Genomic DNA, 15,371 nt, shown 5'->3' on the forward strand with positions numbered 1-15,371 from the left:
AACATATCATGAACAAATGAGCCAGCCGTTGGTTCTTCTTTTGAAGACCACGGCACCAATTCCTGAAGGAGCGGCGAGCATGAGCGGCGCACGTATGAGCGCGCTTGCGACCTTGCGCGGCCAGATCGAGCGCATCGAGACCGCGGAGGTCGTGCATCAGCACGAGCGCGTCGCGCTCGGCCATGGTGAGGCCGACAGCGCGCTGAAGGGCGGGCTCGCGCGTGCGGCGATCCATGAGGTGTTTTGCGAAGGGCGCCAGGGCGCGGCCGCGACGGGCTTTGTCATGGGCCTTGCGGGACGCGTGAGCGCGCGTCGGCCGCTGCTGTGGGTGCGGCAGGATTTTTCGGAGTTAGAGGCCGGCGCGCTGTCGATGAGCGGGCTATCCGAACTCGGCCTCGATCCGCGCCGCGTGGTGATAGTGCGCGCCGCCGATGTCGAGAGCGCGCTGCGCACCTCGGCCGATGCGCTCGCCTGCGATGCGCTCGGCGCCGTCGTGCTCGAGCTCTGGGGCGAGATCAGGCAGTTCGATCTCGTAGCGAGCCGCAAGCTGACGCTGGCCGCGCAAGGTTCGGGCGTTACCGGCCTCGTGTTGCGCATGGCCGCGCAGCCGCTGCCTTCGACTGCGGAGACGCGATGGATGCTGCGCGCGGCGCATTCGCCGCCGGGCTCAGCATGGAGTGTTTGGGGCGCGCCGCGCTTCGATGCCGAGCTCTTGCGCAATCGTCATGGCCCGTGCGGCCGGTGGATCATGGAATGGAATTGTGATGAGTGCCAGTTCAGTGAACCCTCGACGTATTCTCAGCCTGTGGCTGCCGCGCCTGCCCATCGACCGGATCCAGCGGTTCCTTGGCAGCGCCGGACTGGGTAAGGCCAATCATGAGCCAAGCGTCGTCGTCATCAAGGACAACAACGCGTTGGTGATCCATGCGCTGGACGATGCGGCGTCCCGTCTGGGTCTGCATATCGGCCAGCCGCTCGCCAATGCGCGGGCGATGTGTCCGGACTTGCGTGTGTTCGACGCCGATGTCGTGGCCGATGCGAAGACGCTCAGCGACATCGCCGACTGGTGCGACCGCTTCACGCCGCTGGTGGCGCTCGATCCGCCGCACGGGCTGTTCCTCGACATCACCGGCTGCGCGCACCTGTTCGGCGGCGAAGCGGCGCTGCTGCAGACACTGGTTCGTGCCCTCGCACGTCAGGGCTTTGCGGTCAGTGCGGCGATCGCCGGCACCTCGGTCTGCGCGCGCACGCTGACGCGGCAGGCATCCGGCACCATCGTGGCCGACGGCGGGGAGGCGGAGGCGATCAGTCCATTTCCGGTCTCCGCGCTCGGTGCGGGCGAGGCCATCACCACCGGCCTGCGCCGTGCCGGCCTGAAGACCATCGGCGATGTCGCCTCGCGCACGCCGAGCGAGATCACGGCGCGGTTCGGTGCACGGTTCTCCACCCTGCTCGCGCGTGCGCTGGGCCAGGGCGATGCGCCGATCAATCCGCGCAAGCCATTGCCCGATTACATCGTCGAGAAACGCTTTGCCGAGCCGATCGCGACCGACACCATGATTGCGATGACGCTGTCGCGGCTCGCCGACACGTTGATTGCGTCCATGGAGAAACAGGGCAAGGGCGCGCGGCGGCTGGAGGCCGCCTTCTTCCGCACCGACGGCGTGGTGCGCGCCATCATGGTTGAGACCGGGCGTCCCGTGACGCGCAGCGCGGTCATCGACCGTCTGTTCCGGGAGCGTCTCGATGCGCTCGCCGATCCCTTGGATCCCGGTTTCGGCTTCGACATGGTGCGGCTGTCGGCGAGCCGTACCGAGATCGTGGTGCAGGAGCAGCGCGACCTCGATGCCCATGTCCACGACAATGACGAGCTCGCCGCGCTGATCGACCGCATCGCCGCACGCATCGGGGGAAAGCGTGTCGTCGTGCATCTGCCGCAAGACACCCATATCCCCGAAAGCGCGGTGCTGGCCGCATCTGCGCAGCATCATCTTGCGGCTGCCATGCAGGCCGAATGGCCTGTTCGCACCGAGAGCGAGCCGCCGCTGCGTCCCTTGCGGCTGTTCGACAAGCCAGAGCCGATCAAGGTGCCGTTCGCGACCGTGCCTGACGGCCCACCGCATCAGTTCACCTGGCGGCGTGCGCTGCATGCGGTGGTGCGGGTGGAAGGGCCCGAGCGCATCGCCATGGAATGGTGGCGGCAGGACGGCAAGCAGCTGACGCGGGATTACTTCCGCATCGAGGATGCCGAAGGCCTGCGCTTCTGGATCTTTCGCGATGGTCTCTACGAGGGAGAGGTGTTCGACGGTGACGGCGAGCCCGCTTCTCCCGGCTGGTATGTGCACGGTCTTTTCGCATGAATACGCCCGCCTATGCCGAGATCGGCATCACCACCAATTTCTCCTTCCTGCGCGGCGGCTCGGATCCGCGCGCCTATGTGCATCAGGCGAGCGCTTTAGGGATTCCGGTGATCGGCATTGCCGACCACAACACGCTCGCTGGCGTGGTGCGGGCCTACAAGGAGCTCGACAATGACAAGGTGCTGCACAAGCCGAAGCTTTTGATCGGCGCCCGCATCGTCTTCATCGATGGTACCCCCGACATTCTGGTCTATCCGCGCGATCGCGCGGCCTATGGCCGGCTCTGTCAGCTCCTCACCCGGGGCAAGCGCGGCGACGACATTACGCGGATCGAGAAGGGCGAATGCCATCTCACTTTCTCTGATCTCCTGGAGTTTTCGCAAGGCCAGCTCCTGGTGTTGACGCTGCCGCATCGTTTCGAGCCCGCGCAGGCGCTGGATGTCCTCGCAAAGCTCAAAGACAGCCGCGCCGAGGGCGTGTGGCTGGCAGCGAGCCTGATCTATCGCGGCGACGACCGGCGTCGCCTTTCGCGGCTCGACGATCTCGCCGCCAAGGCAAAAGTGCCGCTGCTCGCGACCAACGAGGTGCTCTATCACGATCCCGGCCGCCGTCCGCTGCAGGACGTGCTGACCTGCATCCGGGAAAAGACCACTATCGAGGCTGTGGGGCGGAAGCTCGAGGCCAATGCCGAGCGGTTCCTGAAAACGCCACGCGAGATGTCGCGGCTGTTCCGCGATTTTCCCGAGGCGATCGCGGAGACCATGCGCTTTGCGGACAGGATCGACTTCTCGCTCGATCAGCTCAAATACCTGTATCCGGACGAGCCGGTGCCGCCGGGCAAGACCGCGCAGGGGCATCTGGAGGATCTGACCTGGGCGGGCGTGCAAAAGTATTTCGGTGGCGAGATCGACGACAAGCTGCGGGCCACCCTGAAGAAAGAGCTCGCACTGATCGCCGAGCTGAAATACGCGCACTATTTCCTCACCGTGCACGACATCGTCCACTACGCGCGCAGCCAGAACATCCTGTGCCAGGGCCGCGGCTCGGCGGCGAATTCGGCGGTCTGCTACGTGCTCGGCATCACCTCGGTCGATCCGACCAAGGTCGACCTGCTGTTCGAGCGCTTCATCTCCAAGGAACGGCTGGAGCCGCCCGACATCGACGTCGATTTCGAGCACTCGCGGCGCGAGGAGGTGATGCAATATGTCTACCGCCGCTACGGCCGCCACCGCGCCGCGATCATCGCGACCGTCATCCACTACCGCCCGCGCAGCGCCATCCGCGACGTCGGCAAGGCGCTCGGCCTGACCGAGGACGTCACCGCCGCGCTCGCCGACACCGTCTGGGGCAGCTGGGGCAAGGGTCTCAACGACATGCAGGTCAGGCAGGCCGGGCTCGATCCGCAAAATCCCATGATCAACCTCGCGGTCGAGCTTGCGACCGAGCTGATCGAATTCCCGCGCCATCTCTCCCAGCATGTCGGCGGCTATGTGCTGACCCAGGACCGGCTCGATACCTATGTGCCGATCGGCAATGCCGCGATGGACGACCGCACCTTCATCGAATGGGACAAGGACGACGTCGACGCGCTCAGCATGATGAAGGTCGACGTGCTCGCGCTGGGCATGCTGACCTGCATCAGGAAATGTTTCGATTTGATCGACCAGCACAAGGGTGAGCGTTTTGTGCTGGCGAGCGTTCCGCAGGATGATCCCAGGGTTTACGACATGCTGTGCGCGGGGGAGTCGCTCGGCGTGTTCCAGGTCGAGAGCCGCGCGCAGATGAACATGCTGCCGCGCCTGAAGCCGCGGACCTTCTACGACCTCGTCATCGAGGTCGCGATCGTGCGGCCGGGTCCGATCCAGGGCGATATGGTGCATCCATATCTGCGCCGGCGGAACGGGCTTGAGAAGGTGAGCTATCCATCTCCGTCGCCGGACCAAGGCGACAAGGACGAACTTTACAATGTGCTGCACAAAACCTTGGGCGTGCCACTGTTCCAGGAGCAGGCGATGCGGATCGCGATCGAGGCCGCGCACTTCACCTCCGAGGAAGCCAACGGCCTGCGCCGCTCGATGGCGACCTTCCGCAATGTCGGCACCATCGGCCAATATGAGGAGAAGCTGATCGGCAATATGGTGGCGCGCGGCTACGATCCCAATTTCGCCAGAAGCTGCTTTGACCAGATCAAGGGTTTTGGTTCCTACGGCTTTCCGGAGAGCCATGCCGCGAGCTTCGCGCAACTGGTCTACATTTCTTCATGGCTGAAGCACTACCATCCCGACGCCTTCTGCTGCGGCCTCCTGAACTCGCAGCCGATGGGATTTTATGCCCCGGCGCAGATCGTCGGCGATGCCCGCAAGAACGGTGTCCAGGTCCGCGACATCGACGTGTCCTTTAGCTTTGCGCAGAACACGCTGGAAAATACGGATGGCAAGTATTGCGCCGTGCGCCTCGGCTTCCGCCAGATCGACGGCTTCCACTGGCTCGATGAGGATGAGGAGCGGCTGAAACGCTCTCAGTTGTCATTCCGGGGCGACGCGTCAGCGTCGAGCCCGGAATCCATAACCACGATCGGGAGTATGGATTCCGGGCTCGCGCCAAGAGGCGCGCCCCGGAATGACAATGTGGAGAGAGCCGAAGACTGGGCCGACCGCATCATCGCCGCGCGCAAGCGTCGTCCCTTCACCTCGCTGGAAGATTTCGCCCGTGACACCGGCCTGCCCAAGCGTGCGCTGATCCTGCTCGCCGATGCCGACGCGTTCCGCTCGCTCGGGCTCGACCGCCGCGAGGCGCTGTGGCAGGTGCGGCGGCTGCCCGACGACGTGCCGTTGCCGCTGTTCGAGGCGGCGACCGCGCGTGAGCAGCCAGACGAAGGCGCAAAGCCGCTGCCGGCGATGCCGCGTTCCGAGCAGGTGGTCGCGGACTACCAGACCATCCGGCTGTCGCTGAAAGGCCATCCGATGGAATTCTTGCGCGAGATGTTTACGCGCGAGCGCGTCGTCGCCTGCAAGGACATCAGCCATGAGAACGAGCGGCGCCGCGTCCGCTGTGCCGGCGTGGTTTTGGTGCGGCAGCGGCCGGGCAGCGCCAGCGGTGTCGTGTTCATGACGCTGGAGGACGAAACCGGCATCGCCAATGTCGTGGTCTGGCCCAAGGTCATGGAGCAGTACCGCAAGGAGGTGATGGGCGCACGCCTCATCGAGGTTCAGGGCTATATCCAGAGCAGCCCCGAAAAGGTGACGCATCTCATCGCCCAGCGCATGATCGACCGCTCGCACGACCTGGTGGGGCTCGCCAACGATGCGCTCAGCGGCAAGCATCCGGTGCCGGCAGGCGCCACCGTCGTCGAGCCGCTCAACGAAGATCCCCGCGCCCTCGCGGACATGCCCGCGCAAAAAATCCGCCACCCCCGCAACGTCCGCATCCTGCCGCCGTCGCGGGATTTTCATTGAGGCTCTCCACCTCCAGCAAGCTGCCGTAGCGTGGGCAAAGGCGCGTGAGCGCCGTGCCCACCTTTAGGGTCTCGTCGCGAAAGCGGTGGGCACGCTTCGCTTTGCCCACCCTACAAGTTCTTCGATGACGATGTCGCCCCTCAAAAATTCACCCGGTTCGAGATCGCGCCGTCCACGACGAGATTCGACCCCGTGGTGAACCCCGACACCGGGCTCGCCAGAAACACCGCCGCGCTCGCGATTTCCTGCGGCGTCGCCATGCGGCCGGTCGGATTGCGCTTCATCGCGTCGCTGTAGCGCTCGGGCATGTTCTGCTCGATCATCTCCCAGACGCCGCCCTTGAAATAGACGGTGCCGGGCGAGACCACGTTGACCCGGATCTTCTTCTTCGCGTATTGCCGCGCCAGTCCCTTGGCCATGTGGATCAGCGCGGCCTTGATCGGACCGTAGGAGCTGGCCGTGTCCGCCTGCGCCGCGGAGATCGACGAGATGATCACGAAGGCCGCATCGCCGCTGCTGGCGCCGCTTGTCTCGAGGAACGGCCGCGCGGCGTCGAAGGCGTGCACGGCACCGAGCACGTCGAGCCGGAAGTTCTGCTCCCAGGATGCGGGATCGTGCCCTTGCGCCATTGCGCCGGCATTGGAGAACAGCATGTCGATGCCGCCGAGCTCTTTTGCAGCACTCTCGATCCAGCTTTTCAGCGCCGCGCCGTCGGTCACATCGACCGGGCTGCCGGTGGCACGGATTCCGCCCGCCTTCAACTCCGCGACGGTTGCCGCGACCTGATCCGCGTTGCGCGCGCATACCGCGACATTGCTGCCTTCACCGGCCAGCGTCGCCGCAATCGCCCGCCCGATGCCGCGCGTGCCTCCGAGGACGATGGCGTTTCTGTCTTTGAGACCGAGATCCATTCTTGGTTTTCCTTGTTGTTGGTCGTTGCGCGAATGAGAGGAGAGTGTCTCCCCGAGCGTCGTCCTGGCGAAAGCCAGGACCCATTACCACAAATCGCTATGGCTGCGCGATGTCGTGGCCAAAGCGTGCTCCGACAACATTCGCCCGGGGTAATGGGTCCTGGCTTTCGCCAGGACAACCTCGCACGGGTAGTTGAATGCCTCGCTCAAATCGCCCGCCACTCTCACTCCGGCGCAGCCCCCACGGGCGGGCCGCCGGGCGGGCGGTGGAGGAAGGTCAGCGAGGCGTAGGCGCCGGCCCAGGAGCCGATCGCGGCGAAGGCGACATAGAAGGCGTTTTCGGTGTAGCTGATCACGGCGTAGGAGGAGAGCAGATACCAGATCGCGCTCCAGTTTGCCGCCGGGATGCGCTTGCGTGCGATCACGGCCGAGGTGAACATGACATAGACTGCGTCGGTGGCCGCCGTTGCGATGAACACGGCGCCCGCAATGAGAGGATCGATGGCGGCCATTGCATTCCCTTGTGTGCTGATGGATGGTCGCAAAAAAATACAGCATGATCCGGAAAAGTGTGCAGCGGTTTTTCCTCGCGACAAACGCAAAACGCGTTTGCGCGGAGATCATGCTCATGGAAAGGGAGAGAAGCGGCCATGCCAAGCCCCGCCGATATTCTCAGGGACATCTGGACCACCGCGGGCGGCGATAAGACCGCGCTCGATTGCGTGCGGCTGACCGGCGAGGAGCCGCAGATCCCGTCCTGGTTTCGCGTCGCGGTTGCCGGACAGGCCACGATCGCCGCCGCCGGCCTCGCCGCCGCCGAAATATGGAAGCTGCGCAGCGGGCAGGTGCAGGACGTCACCGTCGACCTGCGCCACGCCGTCGCCGAATGCCGTTCCGAGCGCTATTTGCGCCTCGACGACAAGCCGCCGCCACCGGCCTGGGACGCCATCGCCGGCGTCTACAGGACGGGCGATGGCCGCTTCGTCCGCTGCCACACCAATTTCCCGCATCACCGCGATGCCGTTTGCAAGGTGCTCGGTTGCGAGGCGGAGCGCGAGAAGGTGCAGGCCGCGCTGATGCAGTGGAAGGGTGAGGATTTCGAGACCGCGGCTTACGCCGCGGGCTGCGTCGTTGCCCTGATGCGCTCTCACGATGAATGGTCGGCGCTGCCGCAGGCGCATGCGCTTGCGCAATTGCCGCTGCTCTCGATCGAGAAGATCGGCGATGCTCCGCCAAGGCCGTGGCCGAAAGGCGATCGTCCGCTCTCAGGGCTGCGCGTGCTCGATCTCTCCCGCGTCATTGCAGGACCCGTCGCCGGCCGCACGCTCGCCGCGCACGGTGCCGATGTGCTGCTGGTGTCAGGCCCGGAGCTGCCGGCTATCCCGTGGCTCACCATCGATACCGGCCGCGGCAAGCTCACCACCTTCATCGAGCTCAAGAGCGAAGCGGGCTGGGCGCAATTGCGCGCGCTGCTCACTGACGCCGATATCTTCTCGCAGGGCTATCGCCCGCGCGCGCTCGCCGCCCTCGGCTTTGCGCCCGAAGAGGTCGCCACGATCAGCCCCGGCATCGTCTATGTCACGCTGTCAGCCTATGGCCATGCCGGCCCCTGGGCCGAGCGGCGCGGTTTCGACTCGCTGGTGCAGACCACGACCGGATTCAACCACGCCGAGGGAAAGGCCGCGGGCGTCGACGGTCCCAAGGAATTGCCGGCACAGATCCTCGACCACGCCACCGGCTATCTGATGGCGTTCGGCGCGATGATGGCCAGAGCGCGCCAGGCGCGCGAAGGCGGCAGCTGGCACGTGCGCGTGTCGCTGGCGCAGACCGGCCGCTGGTTGTGGAATCTCGGCCGGCTCGACGGCGGACTGAACACCCCGGATATTACGGGGGAAGCTGTACATGCTGCGTTCATCGAGAGCATGCCATCTGGCTTCGGCACGTTGAAGGCGGTGCAGCATTCGGCACTGCTCTCGAGGACGCCGGCGCAATGGAGCCGTCCGGCGATGCCGCTCGGCAGCCATCCGGCACAGTGGCCGGCTCGAAGCTGACGTGAAGCTGACGCGTCGCAAAATTTTAACGCAAACGGAAAGGCGCGACGCGTTTTTTAGGTTGTTTGAACTCTCAATTCGGCACTATTAGCGCGACCGATGAGGCTATCGTTTGCCGACATCGTCGCAGACATGACCGGGCCCTATGGTAGTTGAAAATACCAAGCGATTGCAGGTGCTTACAAAACAGCGGGTGATCTCATCCGTAGTTTTACTAGCTCTTGCCGCCGGCGGGGCCTACGGCTTTCTTCGTGCGGGCGCCAAGGAGAAGAGCCACTCCGAGATTTCCAGCCAGTCGCGCAGGAATGCGCAGAATTTCACGCCGACGCCGTCCGAGTGGGCGACGCTGACGATCGAGCCGGTCAAGGCCAAGACCTTCCGGGCCGAATATGTCACCGAGGGCAAGGTCGCGGTCGACGAGGATCGCTCGACGCCGGTGTTCTCGCCTTATGCGGGCCGGGTCACCAAGCTGCTCGCCAAGCCCGGCGAGACCCTGACGCAAGGTCAACCGCTGTTCACAATCGAGGCCGCCGACACCGTGCAGGCCCAGAACGATTTCATCGCGGCGATGTCCGCGCAGAACAAGGCGAAGTCGGCGATCGATCTCGCCGACATCCAGTTCAAGCGCGCCAAGGATCTCTATGAGGGCCACGCCATTCCGCTGAAGGACTATCAGCAGGCGGAAGCGACCCAGGTTCAGGCGCAGAACGATGTGCGCTCCTCGGTGACGGCGCTGGAGGCCGCACGCAACAAGCTGCGCATCCTCGGCTTCACCGACGAGACCATCAAGGCGTTCCAGGACAAGGGCACGATCAATCGGGAGATCACGATCTACTCGCCGATCTCCGGCACGGTCGTGCAGCGCAAGATCGGCCCGGGCCAGTACGTCAATTCCGGCGCCAGCGATCCGGTGTTCGTGATCGGCGATCTCTCGACGGTCTGGCTCACCGCCTTCGTGCGCGAGAGCGACGCGGCCGCGGTGTGCATCGGCCAGGACATCACCGTCAACGTGATGGCGCTGCCGGGCCGCCCGCTCAGCGCGAAGATCAACTATGTGGCCGCGGCGATCGATCCGAGCACCCGCCGCCTGCTGGTCCGCGCCACCATCGACAACAAGGACGGCCTGCTCAAGCCGGAGATGTTCGCCAACGTCACGATCTATTCGGCCGGCGATCGTGCCGCCCCGGCGGTGCCCAAGCAGGCCCTGATCTACGAAGCCGACAAGGTTCGTCTCTGGGTCGCACGCGAGGACAAGTCGGTCGAGCTGCGTGAGATCAAGACCGGCCTCATCAATGGCAATCTCGTCGAAGTCACGAGCAACCTGAAACCCGGCGAGCAGATCGTCACCAAGGGCAGCCTGTTCATCGACCGCGCGGCGTCCGGCAGCTGATCGACGACCCAAAAAAAACTGAAGACAAGCTGAAGACCTGAATGGATCGCCTCGTCGCCCTTGCCGTCAACCGGCGCTTCCTGATGGTCGGCATGTTCGTGGCCGTGCTGATCGGCGGCCTGATCGCGTTCAACCAGCTCAACATCGAAGCCTATCCCGATCCGACCCCGCCGATGGTCGATATCGTGACGCAGAGCCCGGGCCTGTCGGCCGAGGAAATCGAGCGCTACATCACGATCCCGATCGAGACCCAGGTCGCGGGCCTGAAGAATATCACGACCATCCGCACCATCTCGCTCTACGGTCTCTCCGACGTCAAAATCCAGTTCTCCTTCGCCTATACTTATGACGAGGCGCTGCAGCAGGTGCTGAACCGCCTGGCGCAGCTCGCGCCGCTGCCCGGCAACGTGCAGCCGCAGATCTCGCCGCTCAGCCCGATCGGCGAGATCTTCCGCTATCGCCTGGTCGGTCCGCCGAACTACAGCGTGCTCGACCTCAAGACCATCCAGGACTGGGTTCTGCAGCGCCGCTTCCGCGCCGTGCCCGGCGTCATCGACGTCACCGGATGGGGCGGCAAGAGCAAGACCTACGAGCTCCAGGTCGACTTCAACAAGCTCGTCGCCAACGGCCTGACGCTGCCGCAGCTGCTCCAGGCGGTCGGCAATTCCAACGTCAATGTCGGCGGCAACACCGTCAATATCGGCCAGCAGTCGGCCGTGGTGCGCGGCGTCGGCTTGATCCGCTCGATCGACGATCTCGCCAACACCATGGTCTCACAGACCAACGGCAACCCGGTGCTGGTCAAGGACGTCGCCACCGTCACCGTGGGGCAACGGCCCCGTCTCGGCATCGCCGGCCTCGATGATTCCGACGACATAGTGCAGGGCATCGTCCTGATGCGCCGCGGCGAGCAGAGCTCGCCGACCATCAAGCGCGTCCATCAGCTGGTTCAGACCATCAACAACTCCAGCATCCTGCCGCCCGGCGTGCGCATCGAGCGCATCTACGACCGCGGCGACCTGATCGAGCTCACCACCCATACCGTGCTGCACAACATGGTGGTCGGCATCCTGCTGATCGTGCTGTTGCAGTGGATATTCCTCGGCGATCTCCGCAGCGCGCTGATCGTCGGCGCCACCATTCCGTTCGCGCTGTTCTTCGCGGTGATCATCCTGGTGCTGCGCGGGGAATCGGCGAACCTCTTGTCGGTCGGCGCGATCGACTTCGGCCTGATCGTCGATGCCACCGTCATCATGGTGGAGGCGATCTTCCGCCGCCTGACGCAGACGACGCCGGTGTCGGAAACCGAGCATATGTCGAACGAGACGCTGTTCGGCATGAAGAGTCACGCCATCCTCAGCGCGGCCGCCGACGTCTCGCGTTCGATCTTCTTCGCCGCGGCGATCATCATCGCGGCCTTCCTGCCGCTGTTCACGCTCTCCGGCGTCGAGGGCAACATCTTCGGGCCGATGGCGCGCACCTATGCCTACGCGCTGGCCGGCGGCCTGCTTGCCACCTTTACCGTCACGCCCGCGCTGTCCGCCATCATCCTGCCCGCGCATGTCGAGGAGACCGAGACCAGGGTGATGCTGATCCTGCACCGGATCTACATGCCGGTGCTGAACTGGGCCGTGGCCAACCGCAACATCGTGCTCGGCGGCGCGATCGGCCTCGTGGTGATGACGGTGGCGCTGGGCCGGCTGCTCGGCCTCGAATTCCTGCCGAAGCTGGAAGAGGGCAATCTCTGGATCCGCGCCACGCTGCCGCCGACCATCTCGCTCCAGGAAGGCAACAGCTACGTCAACGAGATGCGCAAGGTGATCCGGGCCCGGCCCGAGGTGGAATCCGTGGTGTCGCAGCACGGCCGTCCCGACGACGGCACCGACGCCGCCGGCTTCTTCAACGCCGAGTTCTTCGCGCCACTCAAGCCCGTCAGCCAATGGCCCGGCACGCGCGACAAGGAAGAGCTGACCGCGGAGTTGCTCAAGCAGCTCGACGACCGCTTCCCCGGCGTCGAGTTCAACTTCTCGCAATATCTGCAGGACAACGTCTCCGAAGCCGTCTCCGGCGTGAAGGGCGAGAACTCGATCAAGCTGTTCGGCAGCGATCTCCAGGCGCTCACCGATACCGCCAACAAGATCAAGTCGGTGCTCGCAACCGTGCAGGGCGTCACCGACCTTGCGGTGTTCACCTCGCTCGGCCAGCCGACCGTCCAGATCGACATCGACCGCGCCAAGGCCGCGCGCTACGGGCTCGCGCCCGGCGACATCAACGCCACCATCAAGGTCGCGATCGGCGGTGACACCGCGGGCGATCTGTACGAGCCGGGAAGCGACCGCCACTTCCCGATCATCGTGCGCCTTGCACCGGAATTCCGCAGGAGTGCCGAGGCGATCCAGAATCTGCGCATCGGCGCGCCCGGGCCCAACGGTACCGTCACCCAGATTCCGCTCAGCGAAGTCGCCACCATCAGCCTCGTCTCGGGCGCGGCCTACATCTATCGCGAGCAGCAGGAACGCTATTTGCCGATCAAGTTCTCGGTGCGCGAGCGCGACCTCGGCAGCGCGATCCGCGAGGCGCAGCAGAAGATTGCCACCCAGGTGCAGTTGCCGCCCGGCTCGCACATGGAATGGGTCGGCGAGTTCGGCAATCTCCAGGATGCGATCCGGCGGCTGTCGATCGTGGTGCCGATCTCGCTGGCGCTGATCGGCGTCCTGCTCTGGTTCAATTTCGGCTCGATGACCGACACGCTGCTCGCGATGAGCGTGATCCCGATGGCGATCTTCGGCGGCGTGCTGGGTCTATTGATCACCGGCACAGCCTTCAGCGTGTCCGCGGCGATCGGCTTCATCGCGCTGTTCGGCATCGCGGTGATGGACGGCATTATCATCCTGTCGCAGTTCAACCAGCTGATCGAAGAGGGCATGGACCGCATGAGCGCAGTGATCCGCACCGGCGAGCTGCAGCTCCGCCCCGTGCTGATGACCTGCGTGGTCGCGGGCGTCGGCCTGTTGCCGGCAGCGCTGTCCGAAGGCATCGGCTCCCAGGTGCAGAAGCCGCTCGCGGTCGTCGTCGTCACCGGCATGATGCTGGCGCCGGTCGTGATCCTGGTGACGCTGCCGGTGCTGATCTCCTTCTTCTCCCGTCGCGCGCGCTGACGCCCGGCGCCGACGTCAGAATCCGTAGAGCCGCGCCGGATTGTCGACCAGGATCTTCTTGCGCACATCCGCGTCCGGCGCCCACACCGGAAGCTGGTTGAGCAAGCGGGCGTCGTCGATCTGGTAGAGCGGAGCAATGTCGGTGGCTTTGCGTCCTTCGACACGGCTCGAATCCGGATGCGGCCAGTCGGTGCCCCAGACGATGCGGTCCGGATTCGCCGCGATCAGGGCCCGCGCGAATGGCACCATGTCCTGATAATCCGGTGCGAGCTTCGACGAGCGATAGGCGCCGGAGATCTTCACATAGGCCTTGCCGGACTTCACCAGCGCGACGAGATCGGAGAAGCCCGGCTGCTCCAGGCCCAGCGAGGCCTCTAAGCCGCCAAAATGGTCGAACACGACCGGCACCGGCGCCGTCTCGACGAGGTCCTTGATCGCCGAGATCATGGCAAGCGTGGTGTAGAGCTGCACGTGCCAGCCGCGCGCCTTCATGCGCTCGACGGCCGCGGTGAAGCGTGATTTGCCGACGTTGGGGTCGTTGACGCCGCCGGTTGCGAGATTGAGGCGCATGCCGCGGAAACCGTCCGCCTGCATCGCATCGAGCTGCGCCTCGGTCGTCTTGTCGTCGATCACGGCGACACCGCGCGCATTGGCGCCGCGTGCCTTCATGCCGTACAAGGTCGACGAATTGTCGGTGCCGTAGACGCTGGGGGTCACGATCACCACGCGCTCCATATGCAGCGCCTTGTGCAGTGCGGCCATTTCTTCGGGGCTTGCCGGCTCGGGCGTGTAGACGCGCCCGGCGAAGAACGGAAACTTCTCGACATCGCCATGAATGTGAGTGTGGCAGTCGCAGGCGTGCGCGGGGACGTCGAAATTGACCGGCGTCGCAGGCTGCGCCGCGCGGGCGTGGGCTCTGTTGGTCATGGCTACTCCGGCGGCGAGGGAGGCAAGCAGGACGCTGCGTCGGTTGAGCACGGTTTCTCTCCCTGTTTTTGTTGTTTGGTCGTGGTGCCGGGACACTATCACATCAGCCGGACAACTGCTCCGCTTCGTTGCATAGCTGCTCGACAAGGTCCGCGAGCGGACGTGAGCCGTCAACGCGCACGACCGGGCAGGGCAGGCCCGAGAGCCAGGCCTCATCTCTCGCGAGACTGCGGCCCTCGCGATCGCCGGCTTCGTAGCGCGAGGCCCATTCGACGAACGACTCCGTCTCCTCATGACGCCAGCCGCCCGGTGCGATGGCATCAACTCCGAAATGCGCAGCCTCGCGGCCACGCAGGCGCTGCAAGCGAAGCTCGCGCGGCGTCGTCACAAAGACGACGAGATCGAAGAACGGGACGAGCTCGTTGCCCCAGCCGGTGACGGTACCGCTCAGCACCCAATCGAGACGCGGCAGAAACATCTCGCGCATCAGACGCAGCCGCTCGGCGGCGGGGCGCGTCGTCTGGTAGGGCGGCACGGTCGGCAGCCAGAAATAATCGTCGCTGTCGTGATGCGGCAGCGCAAGCCGGCCCGCGAGCGCGCGACCGAGCGTCGTCACCCCGGAGCCCGAAGCTCCCATCAGATGGATGCGGCGGCTTTTCATATTCCCATCCCGAGAGCTCGAACCGGTTTGGTGGGCGGTGACGGCGACCACGACGTTTCGGAGCGCCGGGCCGTGGCGTGCTCCCTCAGGCCGCGCGGCGGCGCTTTGGCGTTCGTCCGCTTGTCGCGGGTTGGGCTGATAGTGTCAGACCCAACGCTCCGACAATACGCATGACCGTGCCGAACTCGGGATTTCCGGTCTCTCCAAGGGCCTTGTACAGGCTCTCGCGGTTCAAGCCGGCTTTCTTCGCGATCGCACTCATGCCGCGCGCACGCGCGACGAGTCCAAGCGCGTCACGCACGAAATCGGCGTCGCCGGTTTCGAGTGCCGCCGTGACATAGGCAGCCTGAAGTACTTCAGAGTTGAGATAATCGGCGGCATCAAATCGCGTTGTCCTTGATGCCGCGGTGGACTCTGTCTTGAACGTTGCCTTGCGCATCACACTTCTCAGCCAGTTC

General features: G+C 64.9%; 11 protein-coding genes. 6 read left to right on the forward strand and 5 right to left on the reverse strand.

Going from position 1 to position 15,371, the window contains the following annotated elements; genetic code table 11:
• Positions 1 to 79 precede the first annotated feature (79 nt).
• Genes ACVJ19_RS22160 through ACVJ19_RS22170 form a run of 3 tightly spaced genes read left to right on the forward strand, consistent with a single transcriptional unit; the run spans position 80 to position 5,815 of the window.
• Positions 80 to 868: an ImuA family protein gene (locus ACVJ19_RS22160; RefSeq protein WP_453951115.1), complete on the forward strand. Its 789-nt coding sequence runs from the start codon at positions 80 to 82 to the stop codon at positions 866 to 868.
• The gene (locus ACVJ19_RS22165) at positions 765 to 2,360 is read left to right on the forward strand and encodes a Y-family DNA polymerase (protein ID WP_453951117.1); all 1,596 of its coding nucleotides are present in this window, start codon (positions 765 to 767) and stop codon (positions 2,358 to 2,360) included. The genes ACVJ19_RS22160 and ACVJ19_RS22165 overlap by 104 nt, the downstream gene beginning before the upstream one ends.
• A complete protein-coding gene (locus tag ACVJ19_RS22170) occupies positions 2,357 to 5,815 on the forward strand; it encodes an error-prone DNA polymerase (protein ID WP_453951118.1) in 3,459 nt (1,152 codons plus the stop codon). The genes ACVJ19_RS22165 and ACVJ19_RS22170 overlap by 4 nt, the downstream gene beginning before the upstream one ends.
• Before the next feature lie 140 nt (positions 5,816 to 5,955).
• On the opposite strand, the gene ACVJ19_RS22175 is transcribed toward ACVJ19_RS22170, so the two are convergent.
• Both ACVJ19_RS22175 and ACVJ19_RS22180 read right to left on the reverse strand, forming a co-directional pair.
• Complete coding sequence (locus ACVJ19_RS22175; protein ID WP_453951119.1) at positions 5,956 to 6,726, reverse strand: SDR family NAD(P)-dependent oxidoreductase; 771 nt, start codon at positions 6,724 to 6,726, stop codon at positions 5,956 to 5,958.
• 224 nt (positions 6,727 to 6,950) lie between these two features.
• The gene (locus ACVJ19_RS22180) at positions 6,951 to 7,238 is read right to left on the reverse strand and encodes a hypothetical protein (protein ID WP_285811990.1); all 288 of its coding nucleotides are present in this window, start codon (positions 7,236 to 7,238) and stop codon (positions 6,951 to 6,953) included.
• Between the two features lie 138 nt (positions 7,239 to 7,376).
• Between ACVJ19_RS22180 and ACVJ19_RS22185 the strand changes: the two genes are divergently transcribed.
• The 3 genes from ACVJ19_RS22185 to ACVJ19_RS22195 all read left to right on the forward strand — a co-directional run bounded on the left by ACVJ19_RS22185 (position 7,377) and on the right by ACVJ19_RS22195 (position 13,325).
• Positions 7,377 to 8,777, forward strand: a complete 1,401-nt coding sequence (locus ACVJ19_RS22185; protein WP_453951121.1) for a CoA transferase — start codon at positions 7,377 to 7,379, stop codon at positions 8,775 to 8,777.
• Positions 8,778 to 8,922: 145 nt separating this feature from the next.
• On the forward strand, positions 8,923 to 10,167 hold the full coding sequence (locus tag ACVJ19_RS22190) for an efflux RND transporter periplasmic adaptor subunit (RefSeq protein ID WP_453951122.1): 1,245 nt from the start codon (positions 8,923 to 8,925) through the stop codon (positions 10,165 to 10,167).
• 41 nt (positions 10,168 to 10,208) lie between these two features.
• On the forward strand, positions 10,209 to 13,325 hold the full coding sequence (locus ACVJ19_RS22195) for an efflux RND transporter permease subunit (RefSeq protein ID WP_453951123.1): 3,117 nt from the start codon (positions 10,209 to 10,211) through the stop codon (positions 13,323 to 13,325).
• A gap of 15 nt (positions 13,326 to 13,340) precedes the next feature.
• Here ACVJ19_RS22195 and ACVJ19_RS22200 read toward each other — a convergent pair whose 3' ends face one another.
• The 3 genes from ACVJ19_RS22200 to ACVJ19_RS22210 form a co-directional block, all read right to left on the reverse strand.
• Entirely contained in the window at positions 13,341 to 14,303 is a 963-nt protein-coding gene (locus ACVJ19_RS22200) for an amidohydrolase family protein (RefSeq protein WP_453951124.1), read from the reverse strand.
• Positions 14,304 to 14,355: 52 nt separating this feature from the next.
• Complete coding sequence (locus ACVJ19_RS22205) at positions 14,356 to 14,913, reverse strand: hypothetical protein (RefSeq protein WP_453951125.1); 558 nt, start codon at positions 14,911 to 14,913, stop codon at positions 14,356 to 14,358.
• Between the two features lie 85 nt (positions 14,914 to 14,998).
• Complete coding sequence (locus ACVJ19_RS22210; protein WP_453951127.1) at positions 14,999 to 15,352, reverse strand: addiction module antidote protein; 354 nt, start codon at positions 15,350 to 15,352, stop codon at positions 14,999 to 15,001.
• Positions 15,353 to 15,371: the final 19 nt, after the last annotated feature.

It is taken from the genome of Bradyrhizobium sp. USDA 376 (assembly GCF_054063675.1).

Excerpts from the sequence above, each read along its gene's own strand:
- ACVJ19_RS22175 (WP_453951119.1), bottom strand. The coding sequence starts at position 6,726 with ATGGATCTCGGTCTCAAAGACAGAAACGCCATCGTCCTCGGAGGCACG.
- ACVJ19_RS22165 (WP_453951117.1), top strand. The coding sequence starts at position 765 with ATGAGTGCCAGTTCAGTGAACCCTCGACGTATTCTCAGCCTGTGGCTG.
- ACVJ19_RS22195 (WP_453951123.1), top strand. The coding sequence starts at position 10,209 with ATGGATCGCCTCGTCGCCCTTGCCGTCAACCGGCGCTTCCTGATGGTC.
- ACVJ19_RS22160 (WP_453951115.1), top strand. The coding sequence starts at position 80 with ATGAGCGGCGCACGTATGAGCGCGCTTGCGACCTTGCGCGGCCAGATC.
- ACVJ19_RS22205 (WP_453951125.1), bottom strand. The coding sequence starts at position 14,913 with ATGAAAAGCCGCCGCATCCATCTGATGGGAGCTTCGGGCTCCGGGGTG.
- ACVJ19_RS22185 (WP_453951121.1), top strand. The coding sequence starts at position 7,377 with ATGCCAAGCCCCGCCGATATTCTCAGGGACATCTGGACCACCGCGGGC.
- ACVJ19_RS22170 (WP_453951118.1), top strand. The coding sequence starts at position 2,357 with ATGAATACGCCCGCCTATGCCGAGATCGGCATCACCACCAATTTCTCC.
- ACVJ19_RS22180 (WP_285811990.1), bottom strand. The coding sequence starts at position 7,238 with ATGGCCGCCATCGATCCTCTCATTGCGGGCGCCGTGTTCATCGCAACG.
- ACVJ19_RS22190 (WP_453951122.1), top strand. The coding sequence starts at position 8,923 with ATGGTAGTTGAAAATACCAAGCGATTGCAGGTGCTTACAAAACAGCGG.
- ACVJ19_RS22210 (WP_453951127.1), bottom strand. The coding sequence starts at position 15,352 with ATGCGCAAGGCAACGTTCAAGACAGAGTCCACCGCGGCATCAAGGACA.